3 protein-coding genes are annotated in these 2,784 nt (G+C 62.2%); all 3 read left to right on the top strand.

Annotation, left to right across the window (positions count from 1 at the left end; translation table 11 throughout):
* Window positions 1–1,020 (top strand): ABC transporter substrate-binding protein (locus EN742_RS30710; protein ID WP_245492430.1); only part of this gene is annotated, 1,020 nt, incomplete at its 5' end.
* A gap of 45 nt (window positions 1,021–1,065) precedes the next feature.
* Window positions 1,066–2,073 carry an ABC transporter substrate-binding protein gene (locus EN742_RS30705; RefSeq protein WP_126056328.1) on the top strand — a complete coding sequence of 336 codons (1,008 nt, stop codon included), beginning with the start codon at window positions 1,066–1,068 and terminating at the stop codon, window positions 2,071–2,073.
* Window positions 2,070–2,675, top strand: a complete 606-nt coding sequence (locus tag EN742_RS30700; RefSeq protein WP_126056329.1) for an SCO family protein — start codon at window positions 2,070–2,072, stop codon at window positions 2,673–2,675. Before EN742_RS30705 ends, EN742_RS30700 begins: the two co-directional genes overlap by 4 nt.
* Window positions 2,676–2,784: the final 109 nt, after the last annotated feature.

Below are 2,784 nucleotides of genomic sequence, written 5' to 3'. Positions count from 1 at the left end.
ATGCGTCCCCAATGCGCCGGACGTTTCAGCCGACGGAGGTTCCGGCGTGGGATACCGCTGGCGGGGACGGCGGGGCTTCGGGGCTGGCACCCCAGACGAGCCGCTGCCGAGCCACCACCTGAGACGACGCGGATCCGGCTCATCCGGATTCCTAGCATCTGCCAGGCCCCCCAGTATGTAGCCGAAGAACTGCTGCGAAGCGAAGGGTTCACCGAGGTGCACTACCTCCAAAAGAGGGGGACCGCAGACATCGCGCCGGCTCTCGCCTCCGGTGAAGCCGACCTCAGTGCGCATTTCGCCGCCCCGCTCCTTCTCCACCTGGAGGCTGGGGATCCGATCGTCATCCTGGCTGGTCTCCACGTCGGCTGCTTTGAGCTGTTCGGGACCGATCGCGTCCAAGCAATCCGCGACCTCAAGGGGAAGACCGTGGCTGTGCCGTCGCTGGATTCCAGCCGATACGTCTTCCTCGCCAGTATGACGGCTTATGTGGGCCTGGACCTCCATACGGACATACACTTCGTCACGCATCCGGGCCCCGAGTCCATCCGGCTCCTAAGTGAGGGGAAGATCGACGCCTATCTGGGCTTTCCCCCCGAACCGCAGGAGATGCGGGAGCAGCAGATCGGCCATGTAGTGATTAGCAGCACCGTGGACCGGCCCTGGTCGCAATACTTCTGCTGCATGCTGGCGGGGAACCGGGAGTTCGTCCGCACGAATCCGGTGGCCACCAAACGCGCCCTCCGCGCCATCTTGAAAGCGGCGGATTTCTGCACCAGCGAGCCCGAGCAGTCCGCCCAGTTCTTGGTGGAGCAGGGCTATACTAAGCGCTATGACCATGCCCTCCAGGTCATCAAGGCGATCCCCTACGGTTGGCGTGAGTATAGCGCTGAGGACACCCTGCGCTTCTACGCCTTGCGCCTCCGCGAGGTCGGGATGCTCAAGAGCACCCCCCAAAAGCTCTTGGCCCAAGGCACCGACTGGCGTTTCTTCAACGAACTGAAGCACGAGCTGAAGACCTGACTAGGCAGCGAGCCCCGTGCCATTTTCAACGCGAGGAAGAACCCCATGCAAATCATCCAGAACCGTCGCCACTTCATGGCCGGTGCTGCGGCAGCAGGCGCTGCAGGTCTCATCGGCGCAACGACTGACGCTTGGGCCGAGGCACCCCCTGAAACGACCTCCGTTCGCTTGCCGCGGTGGATCGATGGTGCCTATTGCTGGGCAGGGATGTACCTGGCCGGAGAGCTCCTCAAAGCGGAGGGCTTCACCGACGTCCGCTACGTGCAGGGGGATGAGAAAGTCGATCAGGCGGTGTGGATTGCGCGCGGCGACACGGATTTCAGCATGAACTACGCGCCGGTCCATGTCGCGTCGATCGACGTCGGCGTGCCAATCAAGGTGCTTGGCGGTCTGCACTCCGGGTGTCTCGAGCTGATCGCCAACGACAACATCCAAGGCATCCCGGATCTCAAGGGCAAGCGGGTGGGCATGCATGACATCGATGCGCCGTCGCGCGTGCTGGTTGCCCTGATGGCCGCCTATATCGGACTGGATCCCGACAACGACTTCGAATGGGTCGAGGAAAGCAAGCCGGTGGAAGCCTTCGCCGACGGAAAGTTCGATGCATACCTCTTCACGCCGCCGGAGACGCAGCAACTGCGTGCCAAGAAAATCGGCCACACGATCCTCAACACAACCATCGACCGCCCGTGGTCACAGCACTTCTGCTGCATGACCTCGGCCGCTGCGGACTACGTGAACAAGTACCCGGTGGCGACCAAGCGCGTGCTCAGGGCGATCGTCAAGGGCGCCGACCTCTGCGCGTCGGATCCCGCATGGAGTGCAGGGCAGATGGTCGAGCGAGGTTTCGTCGACAGCTACGAATACGCGCTGCAAACGCTGAGCGACACGCGGTACGACGTCTGGCGGGACTACGACGCCGAAGCCTCGATGCGCTTCTACGCGCTGCGCATGCAGGAGACGGGCATGATCAAATCGAGCCCACAGCAGATCATCGCCAGCGGCACCGACTGGCGTTTCCTTAAGGAGCTCAAGCGCGAGATGAAGACATGAGCCGCTGGCCGACGCGCGCGTTGTTGCTCCTCGCCCTCGTCGCTGCGCCTGCGCATACCTCTGCGCACGACGCGTCAGCGCACGCGGGGGACAGCGAGCGCCTGCCCATGATGGGCACTGCACCGGATTTCACGCTGATATCGCAGGACCACAAGCCGGTGTCGCTGCGCGACTTCCGCGGCAAGGTGGTCGCCATTGCATTCATCTATACGTACTGTACCGAGGTCTGCCCGATGCTGACCGCCCATATGGCCAGCGTGCAGGAGAAGCTGGGCTCTACGTTCGGATCGAAGATCGACTTCGTTTCGATCACTGTCGACCCGGAGCGCGATACCCCCGATGTCTTGAAGGAATATGCGCACAATTTTGGCGCCGATCTGAAGGGCTGGTCGTTTCTTACCGGCGACCCGGCGATTGTCCATGAGGTTGGACGGAAATATGGGGTCATCGCGAAGAAGGTGGCGAACGGAGATGTCGACCATACCTTGTTGACGTCGCTCGTAGACCCGAATGGCATCTTGCGAGTACAGTATCTTGGCGTCCGGTTCGACTTGGAGGAGTTCCGGGATGACCTTGTCAGCCTCTTGGACGAATCCAAATAGCATAACGAACCGGCTCGTTGGCTGGGTTGCCCGGCTGCCGGCGCGCGTCCAGACCAAGCTCTTGATCGCATTCCTGTCGATCGTCGGCCTGCTGATCGTGCTCGGGGCC

It is taken from the genome of Mesorhizobium sp. M4A.F.Ca.ET.020.02.1.1, from assembly GCF_004022645.1.
Lineage (GTDB): Bacteria > Pseudomonadota > Alphaproteobacteria > Rhizobiales > Rhizobiaceae > Mesorhizobium.
Note: the sequence above shows the minus strand (reverse complement) of the source record. Positions and strands in the feature narration are given on the sequence as shown.

Coding starts and splice junctions, on each gene's coding strand:
- EN742_RS30705 (WP_126056328.1), top strand. CDS start 1,066: ATGCAAATCATCCAGAACCGTCGCCACTTCATGGCCGGTGCTGCGGCA.
- EN742_RS30700 (WP_126056329.1), top strand. CDS start 2,070: ATGAGCCGCTGGCCGACGCGCGCGTTGTTGCTCCTCGCCCTCGTCGCT.